The sequence below is a fragment of the Thermococcus sibiricus MM 739 genome, assembly GCF_000022545.1.
GTDB classification, from domain to species: domain Archaea; phylum Methanobacteriota_B; class Thermococci; order Thermococcales; family Thermococcaceae; genus Thermococcus_A; species Thermococcus_A sibiricus.
Genome location: NC_012883.1, coordinates 1 through 24,537, shown reverse-complemented (window position 1 = coordinate 24,537; position 24,537 = coordinate 1). Strand labels below are relative to the sequence as shown.

At 42.8% G+C, this 24,537-nt stretch carries 24 protein-coding genes and 2 pseudogenes; 18 read left to right on the top strand and 8 right to left on the bottom strand.

Going from position 1 to position 24,537, the window contains the following annotated elements; translation table 11 throughout:
* Positions 1-92: 92 nt before the first annotated feature.
* Positions 93-308, top strand: a complete 216-nt coding sequence (locus TSIB_RS00120) for a nucleotidyltransferase family protein (RefSeq protein ID WP_228359842.1) — start codon at positions 93-95, stop codon at positions 306-308.
* 98 nt (positions 309-406) lie between these two features.
* Here the strand turns inward: TSIB_RS00120 and TSIB_RS00115 are convergent, their stop codons facing one another.
* The 6 genes from TSIB_RS00115 to TSIB_RS00090 all read right to left on the bottom strand — a co-directional run bounded on the left by TSIB_RS00115 (position 407) and on the right by TSIB_RS00090 (position 6,946).
* Positions 407-1,204, bottom strand: coding sequence for an HAD-IIA family hydrolase (locus tag TSIB_RS00115; protein WP_048160085.1), 798 nt, complete (start codon positions 1,202-1,204; stop codon positions 407-409).
* A 40-nt stretch (positions 1,205-1,244) separates the two neighbouring features.
* Positions 1,245-1,841, bottom strand: a complete 597-nt coding sequence (locus TSIB_RS00110) for a TasA family protein (protein ID WP_048160084.1) — start codon at positions 1,839-1,841, stop codon at positions 1,245-1,247.
* Positions 1,842-1,944: 103 nt separating this feature from the next.
* Positions 1,945-3,255, bottom strand: a complete 1,311-nt coding sequence (locus tag TSIB_RS00105; protein WP_012766053.1) for an ATP-binding protein — start codon at positions 3,253-3,255, stop codon at positions 1,945-1,947.
* Positions 3,256-3,368: 113 nt separating this feature from the next.
* Positions 3,369-4,520, bottom strand: a complete 1,152-nt coding sequence (locus tag TSIB_RS00100) for a tripartite tricarboxylate transporter permease (protein ID WP_012766052.1) — start codon at positions 4,518-4,520, stop codon at positions 3,369-3,371.
* Positions 4,521-4,529: 9 nt separating this feature from the next.
* Positions 4,530-5,729, bottom strand: coding sequence for a single stranded DNA-binding domain-containing protein (locus TSIB_RS00095; RefSeq protein ID WP_012766051.1), 1,200 nt, complete (start codon positions 5,727-5,729; stop codon positions 4,530-4,532).
* 230 nt (positions 5,730-5,959) lie between these two features.
* Positions 5,960-6,946, bottom strand: a complete 987-nt coding sequence (locus TSIB_RS00090; protein ID WP_012766050.1) for a DUF1616 domain-containing protein — start codon at positions 6,944-6,946, stop codon at positions 5,960-5,962.
* Positions 6,947-7,076: 130 nt separating this feature from the next.
* Here TSIB_RS00090 and TSIB_RS00085 point away from each other — a divergent pair, with 130 nt between their 5' ends.
* Both TSIB_RS00085 and TSIB_RS00080 read left to right on the top strand, forming a co-directional pair.
* Positions 7,077-7,628 carry a nucleotidyltransferase domain-containing protein gene (locus tag TSIB_RS00085; RefSeq protein WP_012766049.1) on the top strand — a complete coding sequence of 184 codons (552 nt, stop codon included), beginning with the start codon at positions 7,077-7,079 and terminating at the stop codon, positions 7,626-7,628.
* Between the two features lie 37 nt (positions 7,629-7,665).
* A complete protein-coding gene (locus TSIB_RS00080) occupies positions 7,666-8,043 on the top strand; it encodes a HEPN domain-containing protein (protein ID WP_012766048.1) in 378 nt (125 codons plus the stop codon).
* Positions 8,044-8,204: 161 nt separating this feature from the next.
* On the opposite strand, the gene TSIB_RS00075 is transcribed toward TSIB_RS00080, so the two are convergent.
* Positions 8,205-8,447, bottom strand: a complete 243-nt coding sequence (locus tag TSIB_RS00075; protein ID WP_012766047.1) for a hypothetical protein — start codon at positions 8,445-8,447, stop codon at positions 8,205-8,207.
* Positions 8,448-8,574: 127 nt separating this feature from the next.
* Here TSIB_RS00075 and TSIB_RS00070 point away from each other — a divergent pair, with 127 nt between their 5' ends.
* Entirely contained in the window at positions 8,575-10,002 is a 1,428-nt protein-coding gene (locus TSIB_RS00070; protein ID WP_012766046.1) for an ATP-binding protein, read from the top strand.
* Here TSIB_RS00070 and TSIB_RS00065 read toward each other — a convergent pair.
* Positions 9,986-10,726 carry a hypothetical protein gene (locus TSIB_RS00065; protein WP_012766045.1) on the bottom strand — a complete coding sequence of 247 codons (741 nt, stop codon included), beginning with the start codon at positions 10,724-10,726 and terminating at the stop codon, positions 9,986-9,988. The genes TSIB_RS00070 and TSIB_RS00065 overlap by 17 nt on opposite strands.
* 68 nt (positions 10,727-10,794) lie before the next feature.
* Between TSIB_RS00065 and TSIB_RS00060 the strand changes: the two genes are divergently transcribed.
* From TSIB_RS00060 to TSIB_RS00005, 14 genes and pseudogenes are all read left to right on the top strand, one after another.
* On the top strand, positions 10,795-12,558 hold the full coding sequence (locus tag TSIB_RS00060; RefSeq protein WP_012766044.1) for a hypothetical protein: 1,764 nt from the start codon (positions 10,795-10,797) through the stop codon (positions 12,556-12,558).
* Positions 12,555-13,574, top strand: coding sequence for a DUF4350 domain-containing protein (locus TSIB_RS00055; RefSeq protein ID WP_012766043.1), 1,020 nt, complete (start codon positions 12,555-12,557; stop codon positions 13,572-13,574). Before TSIB_RS00060 ends, TSIB_RS00055 begins: the two co-directional genes overlap by 4 nt.
* Positions 13,564-14,493, top strand: coding sequence for an AAA family ATPase (locus TSIB_RS00050; RefSeq protein WP_012766042.1), 930 nt, complete (start codon positions 13,564-13,566; stop codon positions 14,491-14,493). Before TSIB_RS00055 ends, TSIB_RS00050 begins: the two co-directional genes overlap by 11 nt.
* A 3-nt stretch (positions 14,494-14,496) precedes the next feature.
* Complete coding sequence (locus TSIB_RS00045) at positions 14,497-15,795, top strand: DUF58 domain-containing protein (RefSeq protein ID WP_012766041.1); 1,299 nt, start codon at positions 14,497-14,499, stop codon at positions 15,793-15,795.
* A complete protein-coding gene (locus TSIB_RS00040; RefSeq protein WP_012766040.1) occupies positions 15,796-16,332 on the top strand; it encodes a hypothetical protein in 537 nt (178 codons plus the stop codon).
* A gap of 61 nt (positions 16,333-16,393) precedes the next feature.
* Positions 16,394-18,691 carry an STT3 domain-containing protein gene (locus TSIB_RS00035; protein ID WP_012766039.1) on the top strand — a complete coding sequence of 766 codons (2,298 nt, stop codon included), beginning with the start codon at positions 16,394-16,396 and terminating at the stop codon, positions 18,689-18,691.
* Positions 18,692-18,759: 68 nt separating this feature from the next.
* Positions 18,760-19,632 (top strand): glycosyltransferase family 2 protein, encoded by an 873-nt coding sequence (locus TSIB_RS00030; protein WP_012766038.1) that lies wholly within the window; start codon positions 18,760-18,762, stop codon positions 19,630-19,632.
* Positions 19,633-19,635: 3 nt separating this feature from the next.
* Positions 19,636-20,634: a glycosyltransferase family 2 protein gene (locus TSIB_RS00025; protein WP_012766037.1), complete on the top strand. Its 999-nt coding sequence runs from the start codon at positions 19,636-19,638 to the stop codon at positions 20,632-20,634.
* A complete protein-coding gene (locus TSIB_RS00020) occupies positions 20,631-20,906 on the top strand; it encodes a hypothetical protein (protein WP_228359814.1) in 276 nt (91 codons plus the stop codon). The genes TSIB_RS00025 and TSIB_RS00020 overlap by 4 nt, the downstream gene beginning before the upstream one ends.
* The gene (locus TSIB_RS00015) at positions 20,903-21,427 is read left to right on the top strand and encodes a glycosyltransferase (RefSeq protein ID WP_052293215.1); all 525 of its coding nucleotides are present in this window, start codon (positions 20,903-20,905) and stop codon (positions 21,425-21,427) included. The genes TSIB_RS00020 and TSIB_RS00015 overlap by 4 nt, the downstream gene beginning before the upstream one ends.
* A 158-nt stretch (positions 21,428-21,585) precedes the next feature.
* Entirely contained in the window at positions 21,586-21,903 is a 318-nt protein-coding gene (locus TSIB_RS10665) for a hypothetical protein (protein ID WP_148206138.1), read from the top strand.
* Positions 21,887-23,199: pseudogene (gene asnB, locus TSIB_RS10740) on the top strand (asparagine synthase (glutamine-hydrolyzing)). Before TSIB_RS10665 ends, asnB begins: the two are co-directional and overlap by 17 nt.
* A 64-nt stretch (positions 23,200-23,263) precedes the next feature.
* Positions 23,264-23,389, top strand: a pseudogene (locus TSIB_RS10735) (hypothetical protein); the annotation flags it as partial.
* Positions 23,390-23,415: 26 nt separating this feature from the next.
* A complete protein-coding gene (locus tag TSIB_RS00005) occupies positions 23,416-24,534 on the top strand; it encodes a DUF354 domain-containing protein (RefSeq protein ID WP_048160083.1) in 1,119 nt (372 codons plus the stop codon).
* Positions 24,535-24,537: the final 3 nt, after the last annotated feature.

The window sequence follows — 24,537 nt, the reverse complement described above, 5'->3', positions numbered from 1 at the left end:
TCTTGATGCTAATAGGAAGAGATTAGAGGAAATTGAGCAAATATTAAAACAACACAAAGGAGAACTCCAAAGAAAGTTCAAAGTTAAAAAAAATAGGCATTTTTGGATCTTATGTTAGAGGGGAGGCTAGAGAAACGAGTGATGTGGACATACTTGTAGATTTTTATGAAGTGCCTTCTCCATTAACATTCCTCAAACTTGAAGAGTATCTAGAAGAACTGCTTAGTATTAGAGTCGATCTTGTGATGGAGTCTGCATTGAAACCCAAAATATCCCAGGCCGCGCATAAGGAGGTCGTTTACATATGAAGCGAGCACATGAAGATTACCTGAACGACATTATAGAGGCCATAAGGCTAAAGCCCTAATAGAGGAGCTCATTGAATAAAAAATTAAGGAGATAGATCCTAAATCTCCAAATGCACCTTTATGTACTCCAAAAGCTCCTTGATGCTGGGTAACACTATATCTGGCTTAACTTCACTCTTCTCTATGTCCTCAAGCGTGTTTACACCGGTTAAAACCATTATTGCCTTTGCCCCAATTTTCTTTGCAAATGCTATGTCAGTGTCCAGTCTATCCCCCACCACCCATATCTCATCAGCGTTCAGTTTTTCTCTAACCACTTCAAAAACAGGTTCATTGGGCTTTCCTATAATTAAAGGCTCCTTTTCAGTGGCAACTTTTAACGCTGCAATTATGGAACCGGCACCGGGAAGAATTCCCTCCTCACCCGGATAGGTGGTGTCGGGATTTGTGCCTATAAAACGGGCCCCATTTCTTATCGCCAGACAGCCGTACTTGAGCTTTTCATAGGTCAGTTGAGGGTCCATACCAACTACAACATATCCTATTTCTCTCCACTTCTCTTTTGCTTCTTCAAGGCTTATCACAGGCCAATCTATGGATTTTATTTCCTCCACAAGGCCCTTGCCACCAACCACAAAAACGTTACCCTTCTCAAAGTGCTTCTTTAAATACTGGGCCGTTGCATGGCCGGAAGTTATTATCCTATCCTCTTCAACCTCAATTCCCATCCCCTGAAGCTTTTCCCTATACATTTTAGCATCTCGGGTTGAATTATTGGTGAGAAATACGAAGGGAATTTTATTGGACTTTAAAAACTCAATAACCTCTTTAACACCATCAATCGGCTGATTTCCCCTATAAATGACACCATCCATATCAAAAATTATCCCGATCATTGCGAACACCAAATAAGAAAAGAAAAAGAAGTTTAAAAACTCACTGCTCTGCATAGATCTGCATTGAAATTAGGCAGAGGTCTTTTTGGATCTCATTGCCCGCTTCGGGGTTCACTAAGAAAAACATTGTAACTTTGAGGACTTCTGAAGGTGCAAAGGGTGCAGTTAAGAGCGAGATCGACTGGTTGTTTAGCTCATGGAGGCTCTTTCCGGAGTAATCACTTAGGGTATAGGTTTGATTGCTCTGTGTTATCACAATCCACTCCAGTATGAGGTTTTGACTTAGCTCCCCAATTTCGGTTGTATTGTCCACCAAGGCCTCGGCCCCATTAAGATCACCGCTTTCCAGGTCTTGAACGTGAGGAATTATAAGAATCTTGGAGATGTTGAAGTCCCCGCTGTTTTTTATGTAGAACTCAGCTTTTATCTCGTCCCCCGGTTTAAGATCATTGAATTCAAAAAGCTTTAAGTCATTGTAAAAACTGCTTCCTGTTTTGCTGATTCTAACGTCAAATTCTCCAGTTGCGATTTCATTGTTCTCTGAGATGCTTATATCGCTAAAGAGTGCACCACCTATTTTAAAGCCTGCTGCCCCCAATAACAGGCCCACAATCATGAAGACAATTTCCCTTCTCATACTCATCACCTGATTCATTACAATTGCAAAAAGTAATAAATCAATAAAATTAAAAAGTATTTCGGTCCACAACTTTTCAAGACGTTTATATGGGAAAAGAGGATTAAATCAGGACAAGAAATCTCCGCCAAGGGATGCTTAATATGTCATCATTAGCATAGAACTTCTCTCCTATAACAATCCCTCCATCAGCACTGACTCTCTCCATGCTTCTCCTAACCTGTGTTACTCTATCTTTCCCCAAACCGACCTCTACAACATATTTTCGCCCATCAACTGTGAGGACAAAATCGGCGCCACCTTTTTCAGGCTCATACTCCAGCTTACCAATTTTGGAGAGATAAAAAGCCACAGCATCTTCAAGAAGGGCAGAAAGACCTTTTTCAAGCTCTCCGGACTTATAAAGAAGTGCTGCCCTTAGGGTCGGAGCTAAGAACTTCAATTTTGGACCTTTCTTAACCTTTTTTGTCATTCCACCTATCGAAGGAATCTCCACCAGTATTCCCGCCTTGATTAGGGCATTGATAGTGGATATGACAGTGCCCTTAGCCATCCCAAGGATTTTTGATAGTCTTTCATAGCTGAAACGTTCTCCTTTTGGATTTGCTAACAAGAAGAGAAGTTTTAGTGTCTTTTCAAGTGTCTGAGAATCAAACCCTTTTACCTGAGGAAGATCCCTATAAATCATTCTCTCAATTAGAGTGAAAACCGCTTCATAAACCTCAGGTTCTTTTCTATCAAATGAAAATGGAAGGGAGCCTGTTCGAAGATATTCTTCAGCTTTCCATAGATACGGGGCACTCTCTGCCATGGATCTCTCAATTAACTCAACATCAAAGTCGAGAAGTGGTTTTAAGCTACCCTTACCCAAAACACCCTCTGAAAGATAAAGGTATTCTCTAAAGGTAAGTGGATGCACATGAATATGTTCAGCCCTTCTAGCAAGATCGGGACTTTCTTTGAGATTTAACGCAGATGAACCAGTGGCTATTATCAGAAATTGTTTTCTATCATTTAAGACCTTCAATGTCAACGGCCATTTCTCATCATACTGAACCTCATCAAGAAGGAGTACCGGCCTTTCCGGCCTAAATATTTCCAAATACCTTTCAACAGCCTCAATAAGTGTGAAACCCAGAAGTTTAAGTTCATCAACGGGTAGGTAAATTACCTCCGAGCTCAAGGAATGGGTATAAAAATAGAGCTGACCCAAGAGAGTAGTTTTACCAGTGGCTCTTAACCCCGGTAGGAAAACTGTCGCACATCTACCACCCCCCATAAAGGAATTTACCTTACCTTGAAGCTCTTCAAAAATAAACCTCCTTCTAAGACCTCTGGCATATTCGAACCTTCTAGGGAGATCAGCTGCGAGCTTTACAAGATAGTCATCCAATTGGATCACTACTCTCACCATTTGGTCAATTAAATGACCAAATATATAAATATTTTGGTCAATTGAATGACTACAGCTTAATTTGGACAAAAATCTAAACAGCAATATCAAACCTCTTTTCCTTTGTCAGATCCTTAACCAAGCATTACTTTCAGCATTAAGACTCCCATACAAGCTGTTCTCTTTACACCCAAAAACACGGCCGTCAAGCCAACCAGAGTTGCCGCAATTAAAACCAAAAGACCAAATAGGCCATCAAGAAATAAAGAACCTAAAACTGTTGTCGTCAATATCAGAGCATTTAACGTCCTATAATCAATCCTCTCTATTAGGGTAACAAGTTTCTTTGACAGCCAGAGACCGTAAAGGTTCACTATAGCAGCTACAGCTAATGTGGCCAATAAAAGGATCAGAAACTCCTGGAGACTTATTGGGTAATAAAGCTCCCTGATTAGAACCAAGATCCCATTTCTTGTTTTTCCTGTGGAGTAAAAGTTCCCAAGACCAAAAACAAAGTTAGCTGTATTTACGGCAAATGTGATTGTTAAAAATGTCCTCTCACTCCTTGCAATGAAGCTTCCTATCAATGCGGCCTGTGATGAGGTAAAGGTAGGCAATAGAGAGGCCATCATGCCAAAAATAGTCCCTAGGAATGAGAAGCCAACCAGTTGGGATTGGCTCATCTCTATCGTATCATTTCCGCCCGAGATCTTATTGTTGTTATCCAAGGAGAGCAAAATGGCCGGAACTCCAAAAAGACCCACAAATAGGTGGTAAAAAGGTTCCCTTAACGGCAAAAGATCGCTGACAATACCAAGAGCCCCTGCGAGGAGCAAGACAAAAAGAGCGTAGAGCTTCTTTATACCTTTTTCAGTTACTACTATGAGAAAAGCCAGGAAAAACACAATCGCCCTCCCTATCTCCGGAGTGTAGTAGGGGGCAATTATGAGGTATAAGGGAATCAATGCTATTGAGAAGATCGCTGCAAGCAAACTGGCCCTCAGAGAGAGATTTATAACCTCCAGGCCCTTTCCCTGAAGTGCCAGCCTGTGGGCCGGGAGAACGCTCAAAGCAGTCCCCTCATCCGGAACTCCAAAAAAGGTCGATGGAAATGCATCAAGAAAAGTATGTGTCAGGCCCATGGCATAGGCCAGAACAACAAAGGAAAAGCCCTCAAGCGGGAAGTCGAGGTTGTTTATGAGGGAAGCTAGAGTGTTAACATGGAGGGAGGGCGTTAAGCCGGTTAATGTTCCTCCAAGCATCCCGAGGATTAATTCCCTCAGCATGTGGGACACCTAATCCTTGATCACATCTTCTCTGGAAGCCACTTCAAAGGCCGGCATTTCCCTATATGTGGTGTGGAACCCAAAGGCCACTACATGCCCACCCTCTTCAAGAGTCACTCCAATGGATTTTGAAAGCTTTAAAAGAGTCCAGCAGTTTCCATTTGTTATGTTGGCTATTCCAAAGCCGTTGCTGTACAATTTTACCCAAGCTACTCTGCCCTCTATTTTTGATGGCTGGTCTGGAACTGGGTTGCAAATTGAGTTCTCAAGGGCCTCTCTTGGCCTTGAAACCTTACACTCCAGGCAGTAAAGAGAGTTTTTCCTTCTTATGGCCTCGAACTCAATTAAATCTCCAACTCTAACTGAAAATCCATAAAGGGGGATTGAAGTGCAATTCAGGCTTATGTAGGTTTTTGTTGATTTCTTGACCGCACAGACCCCATAGGCTATCTCGCCAATCTTTTCTTCTCCTATGGGGCATTTTCTGGCTCTTCCAAGAACCCTGATGTCAGATCTGTCATTAACGTATATGGTTAGTGTGGAATAAAGCTTGGCCGTGCCTATAACCTCAACGTAGTCACCAACCTCTAAAGTTTGTTTATAGGGGAGGTAAACCCTGACTTCTTCCTCTCCATCCCATATTGTAGCCGGGTTCCCGCCGTAGATCACAGAGCCCCTTATCAAAAAGGGCATGCTGTCCTCGGGAGAATTTTCAAAACCTAACCGGGTGTAATTTACAACATAGAACCTTTTGTTGTAGTATAGGCCTTCAACGATAACCCTCTCTCCTTTCGATGCATTTAAGCATGTATTTAGGGAGATCCTTTGAGGGGTGAGGAGCTGGCAGTAGTCATCAACCCAGTAAGCACCGGTTACTGTTTCTAGCGGGAGAGCTTTGGGAGAAGTCTGGTTTATTTCAAAGGCCTGCACATAGCTTTTATCTGGATCTGTAAGCTTGCCCCGGATTTTGTAGACTTTTCCCGACTCTAATGTCTCAAAAACCACTATGATCTCGCTGCCATTGTAAAGGACGGCGAAGTTTTCTTTTGAGTTAACACATATACCGGTGAATTCTATTAAATCACCCTTTTTGGCCTCTTCCAAAGGCATTGGTGATTGGGCCTGGAGGTCTCCGAGATAGTAGAGGCCCGATATTGAGGCCATTGCCATCAGAGCTATAACTACTTGTGATTTTATTTTTCTACTCATAATTGATAGTAATAATGAAGGCTTATAAAACCTGTGGTTGCATTTTTTGGAGATCCCTTCCATCCTAAAATTTGCCTCAGTTCTTATAGTTAGACAGCGGTATTTGAAAGGGAATACAACGTTGAAAACAAAGCAGAATTTAAACTCCCAAAAGAAGTGGAGGGAGACTTTATAAGATATGAATACACTAAGGGTGAAAAGATAATGGACAGGGGCATCTTCAGGAAGGATTAAATCTCCCTAACCTCGATATTTAACTTCAGAGATTGTATCTCCCCTTCTATTGCATCTAAAATTCTCTGAGTGGCGTTTGTTTGGGCATAGTCACCTTTTAATGGCCCAGGTACTGGAGACCTTTCATCCTTAAAGAGCAAAAACCACAGCTGCCATTTTCCGGCCCTGTTTATGGTGAAGGTGTAATTGGTTTCCCACTGAGGTGTCCAGTTGCCCTCAATATCAACGGGCTTATGAGGTAAGGTCACGTTGAAGTAATCCACAATATACATATTATATATAATGGTTTCATTCGTTTCAAAGTCGTAGGTGAGGTTGACCAGCCAGACTTCAACATGATAGGTAACGTCCCTGTACTCGTGGTTGGCTATACCCAGAATAACCCTGGCTTTTTCTCCCACAAAGAGCTCAGTTGGGTAATCCGCAGCTTTTCCTTCCGGGCCCAAGATGTAAAACTCCGTGAACTTTTCTCCAGGCTTTGGGTGGGTTATGACGTAACCCAGGGTCGCTATTGAAGAGATTATAGCTATTATCAAAATTACGGTTAGAGCTTTGTCCAGTTTGCTTGATTTCCCCCATTCCAGTTCTTCTTTAAGTTTCTCACTGCTTATCCTTGGGATCCACGGGTCAACGGCGTTGGCCCTTCTGTAAATTGCCGCAATACCAAAGATGAGGTTGAAAACTGTTAGGCTAACCAGTATGGGGATTAACCTTATCCCCCAGGGAGTGTAGTTAAGGCCAAGGCCTATGAGGGGGACTATGGCTATGCTCAAACCAAAGCTCAAGGCCAGTCTTTCAAGGTTGTCGAGCTCTTTTTTCTCGGGGAAAAGGGCCGTTATGAAAACGTAACCTGGGAAGAAGAGCACAAAGGCCAGACCAAGGGCTTTTCTAAGTAAACTGTCTGGATAGAAGGCTATGAGGAGATCAAGAAGGAGTGAAAGTGTAATGATTGTTATCAGATCCCAGTAATCTCTCCAGCTCATTTGACCACCAATACTAAAGGAATGCGAATGCTTAAAATGGTTTTCCCTCACGATTATAGTGAATTTATTTACAATATCGTTTGTTATAATGAACGAAAGTTTTATAAGATAAACGATCGTTCAATATATCATGCCAATACTGGAACACTTTAAAAAATTTACAGGGTTTAAAGTATTAGAGTACTTCATTCTCCATCCTGCTTGTGAAATACACCTAAAAGAGCTGGCCAGAACCTTAAAAATAAGTCCTGGAAGTGCTAAACTTTACTGTGACTTATTTGAAAGTGAAGACATCCTAATCTCCAAAAGAAAAGGAAATTTGAGACTCTTTAGATTAAACAATGATGATTTTGCAGTCAAAGAAATAAAAAAGACATACTACCTAGTCCTCTTAAAAGAGAAAGGCATACAGTATATTTGTAAAAACTGCAGTTCCCTCGCAATATACGGGAGCTTTGCTTCTGGAGAGTTTGATGAGAAGAGTGATTTGGATATACTCGTTATTGGAAACAAAGAAGACATCAACTATCAGCTATTACATGAAATAGAGGATAAAGTGGGAGTAAGATTTCAACTCACAGTTATCCCATTTTATAAATGGGAGAAAATGAAGGAAGAGAAAGACCATTTCACTGAAAGTGTTATTAGAAAGCATTTGTTGATAAAGGGGGCCCCATTATGAAGTTTGAGGAGTTGTCTAAAGAGAGGATTAACAAAGCATGACTCCTTCAGCAATAGAAAGGGTGAAAAGTTCAATAGAGATTGCAAGAAGGTTCCTAAAATCTGCAGAAAGAACATTTGAAATTGGCGACTATGTTATGGTTGAAATAGCTGCTTATAATTCCGCATTTCATTCGGTGAGGGCCCTACTCTTTGCAAAGGGATATAAAGAAAGAAGCCATCAGTGTTTAGTTATTGCTGTTAGGGAACTGTACAGAACTAATCCCAAAATAGTGGAGCTTATGAACATTTTCGATAAACTCAGGATTTCAAGACACAATGTTCAGTATGGAGGGGCTTTGGTTGATGAAGAAGAAGCGGAGTTCGTTTTGAGATTTGCCAGAGAAGTTTTGGAAATTGTGGAGCAACTGGTATAATAGTGTTCTCTCATCTCTTTGAATAATCCACCAACAGGATTATCCTATTTCTGGATATTCATATTTTTCGGTTGTATTGCTGGTCCTTCAAACACAATGCAGCTATAAAAGATATAATCCTCAGTTTTGCCAAAAAGACATTAAAACCCGGGGGTTTGATTTCAACCGCTCAAAACCTCGTAAACCTTTTTCATCACTATTATGGCGAATATTACGAGCAAAAGCTCAACCAGAGGTTTTAAGCTTTCTTTCTGTTCTTTGCTTAAGAAGAAGCTTCCAACTTCGAGGGTTATGAGGAGGCCTATGAGGGTCAAGGTGAGAAATACATCAACAGTTCCTACCGCTAACGCCGAGATGAGAACCCATGATGAGAGAAAGAGGAGCATGTAATCCTCTACATCCATTCCCTAATTCCCCCGAGGTTTTGGTTTTCAACTTAGAGGTCTCTATGAGAGAGGCTATTTAAACCATTTGGTTGCGGGCCGATAGGTTTTTATATTCAGTTAGTGAATTATTCAGTAGGTGAATATAATGCGCTTCGTTAATAGGGAGCATGAAATAGAGGTACTCCATAAAGCCAGAGAGCTTTCAAAGAGAAAGCTTTACACCGTTGTAATTTACGGAATGAGGAGAGTTGGGAAAACGAGGCTTCTCTTAGAGTTTTTGGAAGAGAATGACCTCTACTTTTTCGTCAACAAAACAAAGACCTCGGAGTCCCTTCTCAGAGAATATGAAGAAATTTTGAGAAAAAAGGGGGTTATTACAAAATACGAAAGCCTCTCAACGTGGGATGAGTTCTTTGGAGTTCTCTTCGAGAGGTTCAACGGTGCAGTTGCGTTTGACGAATTCCAGGAATTTCAGAAAGTTGATCCTTCAGTATTTCCTCTCCTTCAAAAACTGATCGACACTAACGAGAACAGAGCGGGGCTTATGTTGATCTTCACGGGATCAACCATAGGCATGATGGAGAAACTTTTCAAAGACTCAAAGGAGCCGCTCTATGGGAGGATAAAGCGAGAAATCCACTTAAAAGAGCTTGGAATTAAGGGTGCATATGAAATGACAAAAGAACTGAAAATAGGAGATCTTGATGATTTCATGACCCTTTATGCCCTGTTCGGGGGCTTTCCGAAATACTACGTTACCATAAAGGATGAGGGCCTTGAAGGGAAAAGCTCGGAAGAGATAATCAAAAACCTCTTTTTTACTCCATCCGCTCCTCTGGAGGAGGAAGTCCCAAAAATACTTTCCATGGAGTTTGGAAGAAGGTCGGGGGTTTATTATGATATTCTTGAAGCTGTGGCAAACGGTGCCACCTCGATAAGCAAAATAGCCGGTTATTTAAACAGGAAGGAGACATCGCTGACAAGGCATCTGAAGGAGCTGACCAAGTATTTCAAGCTCCTTTCATATGATCGGGCAGTTTTGGGGAAGGAGGGTGTGATCTACATAAGGCATCCATTGATTAACTTCTGGTTCCGCTTCATTCATCCGAGGCTGAGCGAGTACGAGGCAATGCGCGAGGATCTCGGTAAGGAAGTTATGTCAATGCTGCCGGATTATGTTGGGAAGAGGTTTGACTTTATATCCAGAGAACTTCTGTGGATTTTGAATCATAAAGGAGAGCTTCCGTTTAAGTTCACGCAGATGGGGCGGCACTGGGGGTATTACAGGGAGGAGGGAGTGCGCAGGGTCTATGAGATAGACCTAGTGGCCGTTAGCAGAGACAGAAAGAAAGCCCTCTTTGGAGAATGCAAATGGAGGGGGAAGCCTGTCGATGGGAAAAAGGTTTTTGAGGAGCTGAAGAAGAAATCCGAGCTTACAGGATGGAAGGGAGATAAATACTACCTTATAATAGCTAAGAGGGTTAAAAATGCTCCGGAAGAGGCAATAGTACTTGATGAAAAAGCGATTCTCAAAGTTTTAGACTCATCCGAGGGGCTCACATCCATTCCCTAACCTCGCCGAGCTTTCTGGCCTTTATCTCAATTCCATAATCTTTTTTCTCGAAGCTTTCCACGCCTACCATGTTGTTAGTCGCCTTGGCTAGGCCCAGGAGAACGGATGCACATATTGGACACGGGGCCCTTTCGCACTCCTCAAAGCTGCATGACACCTCGGGTGTGAGGATAACTCTAACTTCACTCTCGTTTTCTTCTATGTGGACCCTCTTTGCCACTCCCAAGGCCCTTAGAACGGACCCTGCCGAGGCTTCAAGCTCTGGAACGCTGCTAATGGGGGCCTCCAAATGCCCCTCATACTTTTCTAGGAGGCTTTTTCCCAGAGATGTTATGAGAAGACCCATTGATTTTTCATCTGGTGTTTCTGTTAAGAAGAATGTGCCCTCATCAAGTCTAGCGGGATCTATGTCAAATTCCTCGTGAAGGGGAACAAAGATACCTCCTTCGGGAAGATTTTCATAGGGTGGAATGTAAACGGCCTTCCCCTCGAGCCTTAAGTTGCTTAGGAGGGCTTTGAAGAACCCTTTGTGGGACTTTAGAAGAATATCCAGGGAGTCCTTTTTCACGTACTTGGAGGATTTCAGGGTTAGAACAACTGCACCCAAAAACATCCCGGCAATTCCCAAATTAATGTAACTCTGATTTGCAGCCAAGAATCCTCTTAAAACCATTATCCCGCCGGAAATTCCAAGTGCTGCGCTTACAATGTACTTCAGCTCCATTTTTACCCCAAATTATAAAGCACCACTAACTTTAAAAGATTTATCTTGCGAAATTTTCATTGGTAAAAATGAGGGGGAGAAGCTTTATTTCAATTCTGATCATAATAACCATCCTTTCGGGGTTTGCTTACGCTGAGGACTATTCTAAAGTTGAGGGAGATGATTATGGGGTTTATATTTACTTCAATGATATGCTCGGCAATTTTAATTCCATCATAAAAGATATCCTTGAAGATAAGAACGACACCGTGATTAAGGCTGAATCTTTCTATTCCCTCGCAAACGTTACCGTTGAGGAGGTTGTAAAGTATAACTCCTTCGGGATACGGCCCTCTGCTGTTGGGCTTGCATACCGCTTTAAGGGCCTTGGGGAGGGGGTATTTATATTATCCTCAAGCCACCAGAGGTTTATGGAGAGCCTTGAAAACGGGGACTTTTTGGAGGCAAGGACGAATCTTTTCTCCATGAAGGCATCCATGGATGATATCTATCTCAATCTGGCCCATGTTTCTGGGATAAGGCTAATCGGGGAAAATGGGGAGGCTTTGAATTTTGAGCTGGAGGAAACGTATGAGGCCCTTGAAAAGCTGGAGGGACTTATAGAGAGATATGAAGAGAGGCTCAACAGATTAGCCGCTCCAAGTGAATTCTCAATATTTTCATCAAAGGAGAGTCCTTTTCTGCATGAGAACGTCACCTTCTACGGGTACACCCTCGGGCTTGAGAACGTGAAGGTTATAATAAACAACGCTTCTTACACTCCGGAGATTATAAACGGCGGATTCAGGCTCCGCTATTCTTTCAACGAAACTGGTCTCTATGAGGTATACGCTCAGGCGATGAATGGAAGTCATGTGGTGACTTCAAACGTTATCCGGATAGAGGTTCAAAAGATACCGACTCAAATAATAGCCCTTGAAAAAACCGGGACTATAGTTACGGTGGAGGGCTACCTGCTCGACTACTTTGGGAGCCCCCTTAAGGGAAAGGAAATCATCCTTGAGATGGATGGGGAGAATTATAAATCACTCACTGATGAAAACGGCACTTTTAGCTTTGACTTGGGGGAGTTTTATGAAGAAAAGAACGTAACGATGTCTTTTCTTGGGGATGATGAGCATGAGGGCACAATTACAAAGTTAACCCTTCTTCCGCCCAAATCAAAACTAACGATAAGGCTGTTTTTTGAGGAAAGCGAAGTAAGAGAAGGCGAGGAAGTTAGGATTCCGGGCTATGTTAACGGTACATCGGATGAGATACCCCTTGAGGTATACGTTGACGACAAGCTCACTGAAACGATAAACGCCCGGGGGAACTTCACTCTACTGCTTCGTTTTGATAGGGGGGAGCATGCGGTATATGTTAAATTCCCGGGAAATGAAGAGTTTGCAGAAAGCGTTTCCAACATCGTTGAGGTCCAGGCCATCCCCTACAATTACCTGCAAAGGCTTCTGCTCTTCATTGTGTTTTTGGTTTTGGGTTTTATAGGATATAAGCTCCTCACAAGAAGGCCAAAAGTTGTTGTTGAGACAAAGCCCAAAGAAGAACAAAAGAGCATTGCTGTGAGCGAAGAGAAGCCAGACTTGATAAAATCCTACCGCTTCCTATACGGCCTCTTCAGGAGGCTTTACAACCTTCCAAAGTCAATAACTCCTAGGGAGCTCCTTAAGAAGCTTGAGAATGAGAGCTTTTTTTCTGAGTTAAGGAGGGCAACGTTTCTCCACGAAGCGACATTTTACGGAAAGAAAAGATTGGGAGCGAGGGAAATTATTGAGGGAGTGAGAAGCGTGGCAACGGCAATAGTCAAAGTTTTCGTGAGGGAGGAGCTATGAACAGGGTTTTCTATGCAATAATGCTGATTGTTGGAGTTTCTATAATGATCATGCCCTTATCTGTCCCTGTCTTCAAGAGCAGTGCAGACTACAGCGTTTTGAACACTGACTGGAATGGTGTTTCAAGCTTTGGAAAGCTTCTATACTCGAAGGGGGAAATAACTCCGGTTTTAAGCACTTATGACTCAGTGAATTTGGGAGAGAGGAAGGGTACCCTGATAATAGTGGGGCCCAACTTGGACTTTACGAATGAAGAGATAGTGGAGCTAAGGAAGTTCCTTGAAAACGGAAATGCTTTGATTTTGGCCGATGACTTTGGGACTGGAAATGAGATTCTGGAAGGGCTCGGCCTTGAGCAGAGGTTTGGAAGGGGGGAGCTAATAACACCAATTTACTCCAAAAATCACCACTATCCAGTAACAGCAGAGATAGTCGATTCTGATCTCAGCAAAAACGTTGAGAGAATAGTTATGTACAACCCATCTGTAATCCTGAACTCTCAAAATGCCCTCGTTTATACGCCCAACTCATCAATTTTCAAAAACAACTACGGGGCCTTCGTTATTGTTGAGAAAGTTGAGCATGGAAATGGGGAGGTAATACTAATATCAGATCCAGATTTATTCACGAACTCGCTCTTCAGGGAGAACGAGGAGTTCATAAAGAACCTTCTTGACTATGCAAGCGGGCCGTTTTACATAGATGAGGCCCATCACAGGGACTTCAACCCCTACTCCTCCGGAACGATAACAATAAGGAGGGCTGTGAACAAGGAGTTTGTCTTTTATTACATCCTTCTCGTTGCTGCAATAGCGTTTATAATCGAAAGCGGCCTCTGGTTGAGAGTCCTTGAGAAGATCTTTTCCCTTCTCCTAATCTTCGCAAGGGAAGAGAAAGAAAGCTTAGAGGAAATCATTAAAAGCCTGGAAAAAGATGGACTAAATAGGGAGTTGTTAATTAAGATCATCAATGAAATTAAAAATGGATCAAAGTTAGGTGGTAGTCATGGAAGGTAAAGAGTTTATGGAAAAGCTTAAAACCGAGATCAGCAAGGCTGTCGTTGGTAAAGAGGATGTTATAGAGCTTTTAACCATTGCATTGCTCTCTGAGGGCCATGTATTGATTGAGGGAATTCCTGGAGTGGCTAAGACAACCATTGCAAAGGCATTTTCAAACGCAATAGGGCTGAAGTTTTCAAGAATACAGCTCACTCCTGACTTATTGCCCGCTGATATAATAGGCATCTTCTACTACGACCAAAAGACCGGTGAGTGGACTATAAAGCACGGGCCCATTTTTGCCAACGTTATTCTGGCCGATGAAGTAAACAGGGCCCAGCCAAAAACTCAATCAGCTTTACTTGAGGCGATGCAGGAGAAGCAAGTCACCATAGAGGGTGTAACCCACAAACTCCCGGAGCCTTTTCTGGTGATAGCGACGATGAACCCATTGGAGCATGAAGGTGTCTACATTCTTCCCGAGGCCCAATTAGATAGGTTTATGCTCAAAATAGAGGTTGGCTTTCCCGACAAGGATGAGGAGATGGGGCTCCTCAAGAGGAAGAGCAGGGGCGAGTTCTGGGAAGTCAACCCGATAATAAAACACGAGGAGCTGCTGGAGCTTATGGGGAAAGTAAAAGGGGTTAGCGTGAGTGACGAGATAATAGAGTACATATACTCCATAGCTTCAAAGACGAGGAGCGATGAAAGGCTGCTCTTTGGGGCATCTCCAAGGGCAGGTGAGCATTTGCTTTATGCTGCTAAAGCATCGGCTTTCCTGGATGGTAGGGATTACGTTATTCCGGACGATGTGAAGAAGGTTGCCCCGGCGGTTTTGGCACACAGGCTACTTTTGAAGGCCGAGTATGAGTTGGAGGGGGTTACCACCAAAGAGATAATAAGGGAAGTTCTCGAGGAAACAGAGGTGCCGGTGTAGCAGATGAAGAGGGAAGATTTTATTGTGATTCTCTCACTTCTGCTGATCCTTGAGGGCTATCTCGGGGACAACATAGTCCCGGCCTTAGTAGGTTTTTCCATAGTTGTTTATCTCTTCATACTTCGTTCTAAAGCTAATTTTGATATTAAAGGCGAGAGAATTCTTGAAGATACTCGACTCGAGGAGAACAAAAGCGAGAAGGTAACGGTCAGGTTGGAAAATAAAGGTGAGAATGCCGTTGTAAAGATAGATGAATCAACGGAAGATTTTGAAGTTTCAAGCGTTCCTCCCTCTCTTTTGGAACGTGGAGAATCGAGGGGGTTTGTCTATTACTTAACCCCAAGGTATAAGGGCGAGTTTTCGCTCGGGCCTGCAAAAGTTACAGCTGAGGATGAACGTGGATTGTATTTGGAAGAGTTCTCTATAGGGAGCGAGGAGAAAATCTTTGTTTACCCATCGGTTGAGGGCATAAAGGAAGCAGCTAAAGCAGACTACAACCTAAGGCTGGCAGAGCTTTACAAGAAGAGCCAGTTCATCGGGACAGAAGGTGTTGAGATCAAGGATCTGAGAGAATACAGACACGGTGATGACTTCAAAAGGATAGACTGGAAAGCAAGTGTGAGATTGGGAGAGCTGATAATAAGGGAGATGCTGAAGGAGAGCGATGCAGATGTATACATTTTTGTCGACAACACGAACGAGATGAGGAAAGGGATCAAAATGGCGAAAGTTGATTACGCATCAACACTGGCCTTACAGCTTGCCGCAACGCTAATCAAAAGCTATCGTGTTGGGATGGTGATTTACGATGAGGAGAGCGCGGATTTTATTAAGGCGGCGAAATCAATGGCACACCTAGAGAACATGAGGAGGAAGTTAAACCTGAGATGGAAAAAGGGGGCCATGAGCCTGAGGGCAAAGCTCGAGGTGAAGCTTAGCAAAAAGGGGAGGGATTTTCTGAATAAGGTTCTGCCCCTAAAGAAAGGTAGAAGGGGGAGCAAGGGAATATTTGAGGGCCTATCACTTATAAAGATGCCTTCTTTCCTTATATTCATAAGCGACCTCAACAACCCCTCCGATTTGTACAAAGCTATTGCACAGGCGAAGTGGAACCACAAAGTATTACTGCTGTCTCCAAATCCAATACTGTTTTATGGGGGAGAGCTAGACAGGGAGACTCTGAAGAGGCTTTACAGGGCTTATCTTGAGAGGGAAAAAATATTGAAGAGGTTCAATGCTTTAGCACCGACTATAGATCTGGGGCCGAGTGACTACATAAGGGAAATAGCGAAGGTGGTTTAGATGATTGGAGTTGTTGCATCTATAATAGGTGGATTAATTCTCAAGGAGTACGTTATGTTTATTGCACCTATTTTATTTGGCCTTTCTCTAAAAAACAGGGATTTTGGTTTGGTTGGGTATTTTCTCTACATAATCTATTCCAGTTCAAAGGTAGTTAGTGGGGACGTTTACACCTATGAGGAGCTTATGAATGCTTTGATCTTTGGCTTTTCCGGGGTTCTGCTTCTTGATGATGTTTTGAGAAGAGAGGTAAGGGTGAGAAAACCTGAAATAATTCCGATCCTCTTTGTTCTTTTTGGTTTTGTAATTCCTGAGAGCTTTCTAGCTGGAGGGGTTCTTTACTTCCTCATGATGAAACCAGATTTGAAGGTTGCTTTGCCTGTTGTAGGGGTTATATTGGCCTTTGCGATCTTTAAAGAGAATTTATTGGGGCTGGGGGCATCGGGACAGGCTGTTGTTTTCGGGGGTTTTGTACTTTTTACCTTGACGGTAGCTTTCCTGATGAGAGAGGTCAAGAGAGTAGATATGTTAAGATAGATGAGATTAACGAAATGCTTAAGTAAAATAGGAAGAAAAATATGTGAGGCGGTGGGATGGGATGAAGCTTGAGGAGGCCTTTAAGCCTAAAGTTGCTTTGCCTGTGTTAACTGCAATCACGCTTATCCTAAGGTTAATTCCCTTGAGGCATAAGTACATACTTGGGTATGATCCTTACTTTCATCTGGCTTACATTGAGGAGGCTTTAAAAGCGGGAGATTGGTTTAACTTTTTGACGATTGCAGGTGGGCCGTGGGGGCGTCAGATAAATAACGCTCATCCTTTGGGCCTCTGGATGACCCCGGCCTATGTTTATAAAGTTTTGAAGGTTTTTGGGGTTTCCCTTTATAATGCGTTTCGGATAACCCCCGTGATTTTTGGGGTTTTAACCGTGGTCTTCCTTTACCTTGCTCTTCTGAAGCTCTACGATGAGAAGAAGGCGTTTTTTGCCTCTTTATTCCTTGCAATAAGCTTCGGGCATGTATTTAGGTCCATGGCCAACTATTACAGGGGAGACAACTACATGCTCTTCTGGTATTCTGTGGCTTTGCTCGGCGTTGCTCTAGCAATTTCTATGAAGGATAAGCTGGGAAACCTGAGGTTTGCCCTTTATTTAGTTCCGGCTTTTGCGAGCGGCTTTGCCTCAATCTTCTGGCAGGCTTACTATCCGATATTCATATTTTTGCTTGCAAATGCAGTTTTCCTTGCTGTTGGAGCGTTCATTCTGGATAAAAAGGAAAACTTGCTTGATGCCCTGGCGTTAGTTCTTTCAACGGTTCTGGGAGCTTTTATGGCCAACTCCCTCGGCGGGAAGTTTGGCTACGGGATGCTTGGTTATGACCAACTGGGTAAGAGGGTCGCTGAAAAATTAATGCTTGAGTTCGGCACGATAAAGGACGCCTATCTCTTAGTCCACGTTAAGTATCTTGTTCCACTGGGCTTGGCCTTCATAATTTTGATTTTCATCCTCGGGAAGTTTATCAAAGATAGAAAAGCAAGGGCCGGAGTTTTAATTGGGCTTGCGGTTCTTGGTGTTTTTGTGCTCTTCCACCGCTTCGAGGCACTTAAGGAGCTTTCCACAGGCTTTGGGATTTTCATAGAGGCCCCAATTCAGGAAACCCAACCCTCGAGTTTTAGTGATTTATGGAAGGCGTTTTCAATAAGCCTTTTCCTGGCTCCGCTTTTCTTCCTGAGGTTTGATCCGAATAGGGTAAACATGAGTGATTTCCTAATTTTGGGCCTTATCTTCCCAAGTATTTACATGATAAAAACGTGGACGAGGTTCCTCTTCATAGGCTCAGCTGCGATAGCCCTCATGGCTGGAATTGGGGTTGTAGAGCTTTATGAAACCTTAAACCGTCTAGACGGAAGAAAAGTTTCGGCAGTGGGCATTGGGCTGCTGGTTCTTCTCCCAATGGTTAACGGGGGGTTCTCGATAAAAGAAACGTATTCCCTTAGGCCATATGCAAACGAGCACTGGGAAGAGGCCTTAACATGGCTTAGAGAGAACTCCAACCAAAACGACGTAGTTTTGACCTGGTGGGACTACGGGCACTTTGTAACCTATTATGCAAGAAGAAGCCCAATAGCTCAAGGGAGCCCAAATACTGGTGTCGCCCTCTACTACCTCGACAAGCTCGATGAAAACTGGGCCATGAGCCTTGGGGTGGATTACGTTGTTGTTAGTTATTATGATTTCTTAAAGTTTGGAGCCATAGTTGATACCGCAAAAATGCACCCGAAGTACAACATAACCGAAAAGTACGGCCTCATTGTTTTGCCCCTCACATCCAAGATTGGGGCTTTGGTTTTCCAGAGGGGGGATTATAAGATAATAGCGAAGCCTGGGGAGAGGTGGAACGTGATTGTGAACCTTAATGGGCAAGTAATATCGCCGAAGGAGCTTTACGTCGAATATCAAGGCAGAGTTATGAAGCCAGGGCTTTCGGCATCAAACACAAACACCTACCTCTACATAAACCTTGATTATAAATATGCAATATTCATGAACGAGGAAGCCTTCAACACAACTCTGGTAAGGCTCTTCATCAATGCAAATGAGCCCTACGAGCTCGTATATTCCGATAGGGGAATGATAAAAATCCTGAGGCTCAAACACCCGAACGTCAGGGTGGAGAAGGAGAATGAGAAAGTAATCCTCCACTTTGAGAACGCTACCGGAACAGGGTTGGGGATATGGGGCTTCCTGGACAACGGGACCAAAGTGTTCGAGAAGTGGTACGAAGTGAAAGGCAAGGAAGAGTTTGAGCTTCCGGAGGAAGTCAACGGGACGGTCATAAGGTATGCCTATGCAGTTGGTAAGAAAATCGTTGACAGAGGAATATTTAGGAGGGATTGAACGCGCATTAATGTCCAAAATTTATTAAAGCATAATGTTTTAAGATTGTTTAAAGAACGGTGAGCAGGATGAAAACCCTAATAGTGATTCCAGCCTACAACGAGGAGCTGACGATCGGTTCTGTCGTCGCTTTAGCTAAGAAGTTCGGCGATGTCCTCGTCGTTGACGACGGTTCTTTTGATAGGACTTCCGAGATAGCCAGAGAAGCGGGCGCGGTTGTTATAAGGCACGAAGTGAATAAGGGCAAGGGGCAGGCCCTCAGGACGGGCTTTGAGTACGCCCTCAGCAAGGAGTACGATGTTGTTGTAACTTTAGATGCAGACGGCCAGCACAACCCGGATGAGATACCTCTCCTCCTTGAGCCGATAGTTAAAGGGAAAGCTGACCTGGTCATCGGTTCGAGGTACTTGAACGGGAGCAAAAAGAAAATTCCGCTCTACCGAAGGTTAGGCCTGTGGGTATTAAACAAAGGCACCAAAGTCGCGGCCGGAGTTGGGGTTGACTCCCAGAGCGGCTTTAGGGCAATCAGCGAAAAAGCTCTGGAGAAGCTTGACCTGAACAGCCCCGACTACTCGGTGGAGACGGACATGATAGTGAAGGCCAGGGGAGAGGGACTTAAAATTATGGAGGTCCCGATAAGCGTCCGCTATGATGTTCCAAGAAAGCACAAGAAGAATCCACTGTCTCACGGGCTCGGTGTTTTAGCGAGAATTGTAAGTTTGATAGGGTACAGGAGGCCCTTGTTGCTGTTCGGGGTTTTGAGTTTGATATCTTTCATCGTTGCCGGAATTCTGGCTTATTTAGCTCTAGAGCCGTACTACAGGGGTGGGAATGTTTATTTAACTCAAGCAATAGGCGCGGGGATTTTCGTGATCATCGGGATTCAATTATTTGTTGCCGGGCTGATGCTCAACGTGCTGGCAAAGATGGTGAGGGAGTGAGCTATGAGCCTCTCAAATAAGGCGAGCGTCATCGTAGTCACGTACAATCATGAAAAATACATAAGGGCCTGTTTAACCTCTGTTTTGGATAATAATCCCCTGGAAGTTATTGTGGTAGATAACGGCTCTACCGACGGAACCGCTGAGCTCGTTGAGAAGGAATTTCCGCAGGTTAAGCTGATTAAAAACCCTAGAAACCTGGGCTATGGTGGAGGGAACAATTTGGGGGTTAGGCATGCGAGGGGGGAGTATGTTGTTATCCTGAACCCCGACACTAAGGTCGAGAAGGGCTGGCTCGAAGAGCTTTTGAAACCCCTGGAAAAGGAGCAAAAATTAATTACCACCCCCAAGATCCTGACCTACGATGGCTCCAAGATAAACACCTGCGGGAACATAGAGCATTTTACCGGGTTAACGTTTGTGAGGGGGTTGAATGGGGATCCCAGGAAGTTTGATGAATTCGAGTATCTTAGCGGTCTGTCTGGGGCGTGCTTTGCAATGAGAAGGAGTGAATACTTTGAACTCGGGGGCTTTGACGAGAACTTTTTCAGCTACATGGAGGATGCTGAGCTTTCCTGGAGGGCCCATGCAAAGGGGTTTAAAATTCTGTATGTGCCGACTTCAATAGTTTACCACGATTACGAGCTTAAAGTTCCGTCCAAGAAGATATATCACCTGGAGAAAGGGAGGTATATAATCCTAAGGAAGTACTTAACCTGGAAAGAGCTCCTGCTAATGCTTCCCTCTTTGCTGGCAACTGAGGTACTGACCTGGGGCTACTCAATTTTGAATGGATTTGAGGGAATCAAATTCAAAATTAAAGGGACGAAAGATGGAATTACGGCAAAGGTTGAGAAAATAGAGTGTGATAGGAAAAAATTGCTGAGAAGCCTGGACTGGAAGATTCCTGAGGAGCAGTTGAGCTATAGTGTGGTCGATAGGCTCATAAAAAGGATTGCAAACTTCTTTTACTGGATAAATTATAAGGTGATAGTGAGATGAAGGTTGCCTTAGTCTGTTCCCACGGCGGGCATTTGACTGAGATGCTTTACTTGATGGACGCTTTTAAAGGCCACGAGGTGTTTTTTATAACTTACGACAACTTTAGAACCCGCCAACTACCATATAAAAAATATCTTCTGGAGAATATTGGGACGAATCCCCTAAAAATGTTGAAGGCGTTTCTTAAAATTGGAAAAATCATTGCCAAGGAAAGGCCAAAAAGAAAAGACAAATCGTATACACCGGGAACGTGGGGCATGCTCAGGACTTGAAAAATGTCATCTTGGCCATAGAACAGCTTAAAGAGAGAAATATTGGTATAAAATTTTTAATTGCAAGAGACGGGGATGTTAGAGAGTATTTGGAAAAACTAGCTAAGGAGAAATGCCTTACAGACGTTGTCATCTTTACTGGTCTTCTACCAAGAGACAGGACTCCAGAGATTATGTCGGAATCGTTAGTTGGGATCGCAAACTTAAAAGAACTAGAGAGTTTGGAATATGCTATGCCAACAAAAGCATACGAGTATGCCTCCTGTGAGCTTCCAGTCATGGGCTCAGGCAGTAAAGAGTTATTGGCCTTCATAAAAGAGTCCAAGGGTGGAATTTTTGTTAGTACAAACCCCCATGGGATAGCGGATGAGATATTGTTCCTCTTTGAGAACCCAAAAATTCGGGTAAAGATGGGCAAAAGGGGAAGAAGATTTGTTAAAAGACATTATGATAGAAAAGAAATTGCAAAATCCCTTAAAAGCTACTTAGAGGTGCTTGTTAATGGAGCAAAAGATAATTGAGCTCGCAGAGAGGCTTATAGGTAATACCTCCAGATACATAAAGGTTGAGGAGAGGAAAGCCTGAAAAGATCGACCTAAACAAAATCATAAAAAGGTGAAGCCAAGATGTGCGGAATTACCGGGTTCTACGGCTTGTCAGATCCCGTTTTGCTCAAAAAATGACTGATTTTATTAAGCACAGGGGCCCAGATGACGAGGGATTTTTTATTGATGACAATGTTGGCCTCGGAATGAGAAGGCTAAGCATTATAGACATAGAAGGGGGAAAGCAACCAATACACAACGAAGATGAGTCAATTTGGATAGTTTTTAATGGGGAGATATATAACTTTCCAGAGCTTAAGAAAGAGCTAATAGAGAGGGGCCACAGGTTTTATACCAATACTGATACAGAGGTTATAGTCCATGCATATGAAGAGTACGGAGAAAATTTCATTAATAAACTGATTTGCGTTTGCCATATGGGACAAAAATGAGAAGAAACTAATACTCGCAAGGGATAGAATCGGGATTAAACCATTATACTATGCTTTTATCGACGGGGTATTCTTTTTTGGGTCAGAGATAAAATCTATCTTGCAATATGACGGATACATTCCTCGAATAAACCTTCAGGCACTGCATGACTATTTGTCCTATCTTTACGTGCCTGCTCCAGATACCATATTTGTAGATATTCATAAGCTCCCTCCAGCCCATATGTTAGTACCCCAGTCAGAGGGTAGTGTTGAGATAAAGAGGTATTGGGATTTAGAGTTTCCCGAGAGTAATTACAGCGAAGAGTACTACATAAAACGAGCCAGAGAACTGTTGGAGGAATCCATCAGGATACACATGATAAGTGACGTCCCAATAGGAGTTTACCTAAGCGGGGGGCTCGATTCGAGCACCATTGTGGCCTTAATGTCAAGGTATTCTGAAGAGCCAATAAAAACATTCACAGTGGGGTTTTATGATGAGGAATTTAGCGAATTAGAGTACGCCCGGCAAGTAGCTGAGTTTTTTGATACAGAGCACCATGAGGTTGTCTTGGAGCCGGACGTGTTTAAGCTATTACCAAAAATAGTTAAGCAACACGATGAACCGTTTGGGAACTCCACTTCAATAATCCATTTAATATCAGATTACATCTCCAAGAAAGTTAAAGTCGCGCTTTCAGGGACTGGGGGGATGAAGTTTTCGCAGGATATCCAAAGTACCTGGGAATGAGGCTAGCAGAGTACTATACCAAAACCCCAAGCATAGTGACAAGGCCGTTCGAGAAATTACTGTACCTGCTTCCAGAGTCCAAAAAAGAAAGGGATTATGTTAGATGGGGTAGAATGTTTGTTGAAGCTACTCGCCTCCCCCCGGATGAGAGGTATTACAATATGATCCGATACTTCAGCGAGAAAGAAAAAGAGGAATTATACTCCGAGAGTTTCAAGAAATCCCACAAATTTAAGGACTCCTCCTATTTCGTAAAAGAACTCTTTAACAGGGCAAGAACAAACGATTATGAAAAGAAGACATTCTATGCAGAGATAAATAGCTTCCTGCCATATAATCTCCTGGAGTACGGCGATAAGACGAGTATGGCCGCATCGCTCGAGGCAAGGGTACCTTTCGTGGATCATAAACTAATAGAGTTTTCAGCAACTATTCCATACAGCATAAAGTTAAAAAGGTTCCAGTTAAAATATGTGCTAAAGATGGCGATGAAGCCATACTTGCCGAAGTTTGTATTAAAACGGAAAAAATGGGCTTCAATCCACCGACCGGGCTCTGGTTAGACCGGGATCTACAAGACTTGGTGAATGAGTACCTGTCTGAAGATATCATAAAGGAGAGGGGTTTTTCAATTATGATTACATTGATAGGCTGATACGGGAGCACAAAACCGGAAAAAGGAATAATGGACTCAAAATATGGAGCCTAATAGTGTTTGAGGCATGGTATAGGGAATATATAGAGGATATATGAAGTTATCATGTATGGGGGGTAATAAAATGAATATCCTTATAGTTGTAAATACTCCCGCTCAAGCGCATTTCTATAAGAACATATATACTGCTCTTAAAGATAAAGGGCACTCCGTATTCTTGTTGGCAAGAAACTATGGAGATACAATAGAATTACTAAATTCTTTTGGGTTCGATTATATTATGTATTCAGATCCGTTAGTGTCTTCAAATAAACTGTTAAAAACTGCTCAGTTTCCCCTTGATGTAATGTCAGCGTTATTGAAAACAATTAAAAATAAAATTAAACCGGATGTTATAGTTGGTGGTGGAGGTTATGGGGCAATTATATCGGAAATTCTTAATGTTCCAAATATTTGGTATATGGATGGAGAACCTATGTTCTATAGCGGTTTGTATCAACTGGAGTTTAAGATGTTTTCGAGAATCCCTAGGGCGATTATAACCCCCAAAGCATTTAGACAGTCTCTTGGTAATCAGCATATAAAGGTAGACAGCTACAAAGAACTTAGCTATTTATCTCCTAAATATTATAACCCTAATCCAGACATCTTGCACGAACTAGGAGTGAGTAAGCATGATACATATTTATTACTTAGGTTCAATGCATTTGATGCGTTACATGACGTTAACTTATACGGACTTTCGTATGAAGACAAAATCTATCTTATAAAAAAACTAGAAAAATTAGGGATTAAATTTTTTATTTCATCTGAGCTACCACTGCCTGCTCCTTTGGAAAAGTATAAACTTTCCATTCCCAAACATAGGATACACGATGTTATTTACTATTCTTCTATGCTGGTGGCAGACACTGGCACTATGGTAACGGAGGCTGCTGTATTAGGAGTTCCTGCAGTAATGATCAATTCGAGTGCTTGGAAGGTTGGAGTCTTTGAAGAACTAGAGGAGAGGTATGGTCTTATTTACAGGTATAGTCGAGGGGATAAGGGTATCAGTAAGGTCGTAGAACTTTCTGAAAGGCTTTCGCTATTAAAAAGAAAGTGGAAAAAAAAGCAAAAAAGATTACTGAAAGAGAAAATAGATATAAGTGCTTTTATGACATGGGTTATAGAGAACTATCCCCAAAGTCTTCATGAGTTGCAAGAAAATCCTAAGATACAATACAAATTTAAAGCCAGATAGAAT